The sequence below is a fragment of the Porcipelethomonas sp. genome (assembly GCF_051893655.1).
Classification (GTDB): domain Bacteria; phylum Bacillota; class Clostridia; order Oscillospirales; family Ruminococcaceae; genus Porcipelethomonas.
The window spans coordinates 1-6,515 of sequence record NZ_JBJFHN010000131.1 but is presented as its reverse complement, the minus strand read 5'-3'; the positions used below and the strand labels follow the sequence as shown (position 1 = coordinate 6,515).

The window sequence follows — 6,515 nt, the reverse complement described above, 5'->3', positions numbered from 1 at the left end:
AGTTTTCTAAATATACCTCCAAGCAGAGTATCTTCTAAGACAGCACTTTATTGGACAGTCTAATTGAGTATATCTTCTAAAGATACATCCAAGCAAAAGTATCTTCTAAGAGCGATAAGATCAATACAGTTTACTACTTCGTTTCCGTCTAAATCTGCATTTTCAATCTGAGAAGCATTAAGAGTTTCTGCCTTAACAAGGAACTTTTGAAGCAATACAACATCTGCAACTGAAATGTCATCATCAAGATTAACATCTCCGGCTTTATTTGTGATAATCGGCTCTGTTGTTGATTCCTCCGTAGTAGCTGGTTCTGTAGTAGTTGGTTCTGTAGTCGGCTGCTGACTGTTTACAGGAACAGCATATAATCCGTAAATAGTGGTTTCTTTAAATCTTGCACTTACATAAAAATTATTTACTTTGTCAATAGAATCAGAATTACTATCAAGTACCTTTATAATATCATCATAAGTATAATACAATACAAAATCAGAATTCAAGTCATTATCGGAAAGCACATAATACCATCCGCCTGATCCAGTACTTGTTTGAGTAACTAATCCAGGTTCGAGAGAAGCATCAACTATCATAGCAAACATATAATCTTCATTCATATACTGCTGCCAGCCAGAAACCGCATCATTATCCCATGCCGCCAGAGTTTTACCTGATTCATAATAGTAAAGCTGTTTCCAGTCATCACCTATTTGAATATTATCCCATGAGAATTCAGGAGCTACATATTCTTTGTATTCCGGAAGAGTATAATTGGTAACTCCGACTGTTTCCATCATTGCTTCAATTACAGGTGCAGAATTAGGATACCATGTATTTGTAAGTCTGTAAACATAACCGTGTGCTTCACCGTTATCGCCTTTGCTTTCATCATAAGGAACATTGTTATCCCAGAGAACACATGGAATTCCTGCATCCTTAGCCATTGATAAATAATCCTTAGCCCAGTTTACACGAGATTCAGTATTGTTAAAGTCTGACGCACTGAATTCGCCCATTACAATCGGAACTCCCTTACTCTGTATAATGCTTTTATAGCTGCTAAACATAGACTGAAGTTCAGTTTTGTAGTCACTGCCATAACCGCTTGCACCAGGGTAAGAATGATTTGCCATATTACTTGTATCCATGCAGAAGAAATAAGGATTGTAAGCATGAACAGAAAGTGCTACATTGCCTGCACCTTCAGGAACTTCAATAGCATTAACTGTCGAAACGCTGTTTCCGGCATGATAACCAGGAAGCATCAGTAAACGTTCTTTATTATAATCAGAACCCTGACTTCTTACAGTATTAACAAATACTGCATTAAGCCTGTTGATATAATTCCAGGAATTAGTATCACCATCTCCCCATTGACTGTTATTTGGATTATTCGTTTCACGAGGTTCATTCATACCTTCAAAAATCAAATGCTGATCATAATCTTTGAATTCTTCAGACAAACGAGTCCAGATATCTGTGAGTTTCTTTGATGCTTCTGCATATGTTTCATCAGTGAACTGAGCCACATTTATCCAATCCTCATGATGTATATTAAGAATTACGAACATATCCATCTCATAAGCATAGTCAACAAATTGTTTTACATATGCCATCCATGTGTCATCAATCTTATATGTATTGGTTGCTTCATCCAGATACAGATGCTGATACCATGTTGTAGGAATTCTTATTGTATTGAATCCGCCGTTTTTAACTGTTTCAATAAGTTCCTTAGTTGGTTCAGGATTTCCCCATGATGTTACAAATTTTTTAGGTGATGAATCAATAGTCAGACCGTCATTTGTAGCATCAAGTGAATTACCCAGATTCCAGCCTATCTGCATCTGAGATGTAATATCAAATGCAGACAATCCGGTCAGTTCTGCAGCATCAGCAGTAAATTGATCGGATATATCATTGCTTACCAATACAGCACAAGATAATGCGCATGCAGCAGCAGTAACCAATGATAAAATTTTTTTCTTCAAGTTCATTGGATTTCCCCCTTTTAAATATACAGTATAAATTCTGATATTCATATTGTACATGATTTCATCACAAATGTCAAGTATTTATGTACAATTTTAGTTAAAATAAATCAGGGTACATCATAAAGACATACCCTGATCAATAATTATTCCATATTCTCTGACTTGTCAGCAGCCTCCTGAGCCTTTTTACGGGCTGCATTTTCTTTATGTGTTTTAAAATCAATTGAAATTGAAGTAATAAAAACAATTCCCAAATAAATTACAAACAGTACACCTTCTATAATAATCAGAGGCATAGCGATATTGCCAATTGAAATCTGCGGAACATCACCAGTTGCAGGAACTAAGATATTATACGCATGAGCAAATGTAACTGTTTCATAATATTCATCAACTGTTTCATTTGTTATATCAATAAGATTCTGAATTTTATCATATAAATTACTTAAACGTTCTTCAACATTTTCTATATTTGCAGATGTTGAACTTGTATTATTTTTAAGTGCGTCCAAACGATCATTATAATATTCAATACGCTGTCTGCATCTTGAAACATTATCCTGAACTTCAATTTTTTGATTTATAAGCTCATCATATTTTTCAGACGCCTGCTGATAAGATGTTTCACTGTTTTCAGTACCGTTGCCGAATACCAAAAGCGTATCCTTCTCATATTCATTTATTGAATTAGTAATAGATTCAAGTTTTGCCTCTGCAACGTTCTGATTACGTTCAAGCTCTTCAATTCTATATTGATAATATGTAAGCAACATTTCTTTGTCATTAGTAATATTATTAATAGTAATATATGATGATAATGAATCCAGATCCGCTGATTTGACAGTATCAATAGTTGAAAGCAAATCGCTGAATGAATATCCCGTATTATTTGATCTGAAATTTGTAGTATCATTGCTTTCAAGTTTTTGAACATATTGAGTAAGAGAGTCCAGTGTGGTATTAAATACATCAATAGCTTCCGGATAATCATAGTCCTTATAATCTACTGCAACAACTGAATTGCCTAAAGATTCATTATAACCGTATGTACGGAAAAAATATTCCTGATAGGATTCCAGTATTTCATCAAGTATTTTTTTACCGTCATCCAAATCAATTCCTGCATCACTGTAATTAAAATTAATCACATAATATGACGGATAATATCCGATTTCAAGAAGTGCATTTACAGCATCAAGTGCGGCATTTCCGCCTTTTGAATAAACACTCTGATACAAAGAAATTTTATCCATTGCTTCATCTGGAATAATTCCCTTTATTGAAATATTTCGTCTGATATTTTCAGACATGCTTACAGGCTCGTCCAGTTCAATCAAAGCAGATTCTATTACATTAGGAGATTTTATTTTATTAACATCAAACTTTCCTCCGTCTGGTGCAAGACCGGATTCTATTCCGGAATAATTAAAGCTTACAAGAGCTGTTATTTCACTAACTGATACATTATTATTAAACAAAAGCACACTGCTTACAGTAAGCATACCAGCAACTACAGCCAGAACAATCCAGATAAGCAGATATTTTCTTAACTGACGAAATATTGTACTTAAAGATAAAGTAGCTTCATCAGATGAATCCTCCTGCTGTTTAAGTACAACACTTATATTTTTTTCATTATCCATTTTAAAACCTCCCTTCTTATTTTTTCTTTTTATTCTTTTTGCCTGATTTGTTTTTTTTCATACTAATTTTCTGTTTGGATTCTTCAGGAATAAATACTAAAACAGTTGCAGCAGCTATATAAATTGCAGCAGCCAGAAGCTCCAGAGCAACAATCAGTTTTTCTGACTCTGAAACTGCTGTTTTAATTATGCTTGATGCGGATGCTGAGGCGGGAGAAATCACCTTAAACGCATTTGCAAATAATACTTCTTCATAATAGTCTGTTGCTGTAGTATTTACTGAATCAATCAAAGTATCTATTTTATCACTGATTTTTGAAAAATTTTCTTCAACAATCTTTTCAGAACCGGACGTTGATTTGCCGCTTTCCAGAGATTTAATACGTTCCTGATAAAGGGATATTTTCTGTTCTGTTGCAGAAAGATTAGTCTGTGTTCTGACCTTTTCTGTTATAAGATTATCATATGTATCAGATGACTGATTAAGTGCAGCATTAGTTCCGTCAGTTGCATTTCCGAATATCAGAATAGAATTCTTTTCATAACCATTTATAGTATTTTCAATGGATTTTAACTTTTCGTCATAAATTTTCTTTGTTCTTCCATATTCTTCTATTTTAAACTTATAATTTGCAATAAGATTTTTCTTATCCTTAGTAACATTGTGCAGAGTGATATATGAAGAAATCCAGTCCAGATCCTCATTTCTTATCACATCTATAGATTTTGAAAGATCAGCAAAAGTATATCCGCTTGCTTCAGATCGAAAACGAATTGTATCCTTTTCAGACAGCTCATTAATATAATTTTGAAGCGACTCCAGTGAAGTATCAAAAACAGTTATAGCATCAACGTAATCATATTCGCTGTAATCTATTGATCTGACAGCATTTTCCAGAGATTTATTATATCCATAAGAATCAAAGAAAAACTCTTCATACTTTTCAGTCATTTTATTTAAAAGCTTTTCACATTCGCTTTGACTCAGGTCAGCTTTACGGCAGTTTATACTAATAGAATACTGTGTAGGATAATATGAAGTATCCTGTATATTTTTTGACGAAACTATATCTTCGCTGCTGTATACTGGCGTATATGCCGTAATCCTGTCAATAACATCTGATGGAACTATACCTGAAACAGTAATATTTGAGTAAATAGCATCAACATCAGCGTCCTTGATATTTAATTCCGTAAGCGATTCAGAAATAATATCTTTTGATTTCAGCTGATCAATATCAAGTTTATTTCCAGTTGGATCAAGTCCTGCTTCTACTCCATCATACCCAAAGTTAATATATGTGGTAATATCCCCATTAATAATTTGTCCCACAAGATTGGTTCCAAACACTGCTGCAACAATAACAACAGCTGCAATAAGCCAAGGTATAAGTAATTTTTTCAGATAGCAAAACAAACTTTTTCCGGACAGTATATTTACATTTTTTTCCTTGTCGGAATTTTTTTCATTTTTCTGTTCCTGCATTTTTTCCTCCATAATTTGCAAAACCCGAAAATCAGGTCACATTAACTTACATAAACAACGTTTATTATATCATATTGTTTAAACTATGTCAAGAAACCCAATATTTCCTTTTTTTACATTTCCAAAATTCTTTTAACAAGTGACGACTTTATAAAAGCGTCACTGAAAATGATATTTAATTTAAAAATTTTGGTCAAGCCTATTTAAAAGCCTGCGGTTTCCAAAGGCAGCACCCTGACTGCCGTCTGCGGACGGCGAAATTCCTGTACCTTAGAAGTGCATTTACGGAGGTGAATTCCAAAAACAGTCCATCGGACTGTTTTGGAAGCGGGGACGCTTTGCAAGTGAAAGCGTCCCCTGATTTACTTTAAATTTAAGTTTTTCTACAGTTTGAGGGACGCCTTTATAAAAGCGTCCCTCATATATTAAACATGACAAGTTAAACAACATTACAAATTAGGATTCAGACAATTTGTCAAAAGACTTATAATATCCTGAGTTTTAACGAAATAAATAGGTTCCTCTGTCCCATCGGACTGTCTGAATATCAGCATAAATCTCTCCTTATCCCATTCATTCAGAGCAATTTCCACGTCAGAACGCTTTATATTCTTTTCACTCAGTTCATTAGTAAGCTTTTCTCCCGGAGTAACAAGTCCATGTACGGAAACATTACCCCTAAAGCATTCTGCTAAGCATCCGCTGTCAACCACATATGAATTTTTGCGAAAATCCATTCTGACACTGATTTCAGTTGCACCCTTCGGCAATTTTCTCTGATCTGACAAAATCGTTCTGAATTTATCTTCCGGAATATAATCGCTTAATTTTACCTCCGGAATATCCGTATATGTCACAGTTGATCACCCTTTACTAAAAATTCCTGTCCCGCAGATTATTCCGAATCCACCAAGAATGATCTTTATAAGACAAGTAAATCAACGGATTATATCTATTGCTTCTTTTCAAATATATTTTTAGGCAAATTGATATTATCTTTTACATTTGAAAGTACAAAAAATGTTTTAATAGACATAACACCTTTAATTGTTTTAATTTCCCTGTGTATTTTTTCAAGTCCTTCTGTAGTATCCGTCATAACCTTCAGCATAAAATCAAAATCTCCGGTAATATAACTGCACGAAATAACAGACGGCATAACGTTAATTACCTCTATAAAACCATTGTAAAAATTGGGATGCTCAAGAGTTACTCCAACATAGGCACTGATATCATACCCCAGCTTTTTGGTATCCAGTGTCACAGTAAAATTCTTGATAATTCCGTCTTTTTCCATTTTGTGTATTCTTTCAATTACCGCTGAAACGGAAAGATGTACACCATCAGAAATAGCTGATGCCTTCTGCCTTGCATTTTTCTGCAGCAATTCAAGAA

The 6,515-nt window shown here is 34.1% G+C and carries 5 protein-coding genes; all 5 read right to left on the bottom strand.

The annotated features are described in order from the left end of the window. Positions 1–59: 59 nt before the first annotated feature. On the bottom strand, positions 60–1,994 hold the full coding sequence (locus ACI4WO_RS08190) for a cellulase family glycosylhydrolase (protein WP_439807070.1): 1,935 nt from the start codon (positions 1,992–1,994) through the stop codon (positions 60–62). Positions 1,995–2,134: 140 nt separating this feature from the next. Continuing rightward, positions 2,135–3,634, bottom strand: coding sequence for a lipopolysaccharide biosynthesis protein (locus tag ACI4WO_RS08185; protein WP_439807069.1), 1,500 nt, complete (start codon positions 3,632–3,634; stop codon positions 2,135–2,137). Positions 3,635–3,650: 16 nt separating this feature from the next. After that, positions 3,651–5,120: a hypothetical protein gene (locus ACI4WO_RS08180; protein ID WP_439807068.1), complete on the bottom strand. Its 1,470-nt coding sequence runs from the start codon at positions 5,118–5,120 to the stop codon at positions 3,651–3,653. A gap of 449 nt (positions 5,121–5,569) precedes the next feature. After that, positions 5,570–5,977: a hypothetical protein gene (locus tag ACI4WO_RS08175; RefSeq protein ID WP_439807067.1), complete on the bottom strand. Its 408-nt coding sequence runs from the start codon at positions 5,975–5,977 to the stop codon at positions 5,570–5,572. Between the two features lie 95 nt (positions 5,978–6,072). Further along, on the bottom strand, positions 6,073–6,515 hold a 443-nt coding region (locus ACI4WO_RS08170; protein ID WP_439807066.1), incomplete at its 5' end, for an Lrp/AsnC family transcriptional regulator.

Excerpts from the sequence above, each read along its gene's own strand:
- ACI4WO_RS08185 (WP_439807069.1), bottom strand. The coding sequence starts at position 3,634 with ATGGATAATGAAAAAAATATAAGTGTTGTACTTAAACAGCAGGAGGAT.
- ACI4WO_RS08190 (WP_439807070.1), bottom strand. The coding sequence starts at position 1,994 with ATGAACTTGAAGAAAAAAATTTTATCATTGGTTACTGCTGCTGCATGC.
- ACI4WO_RS08180 (WP_439807068.1), bottom strand. The coding sequence starts at position 5,120 with ATGCAGGAACAGAAAAATGAAAAAAATTCCGACAAGGAAAAAAATGTA.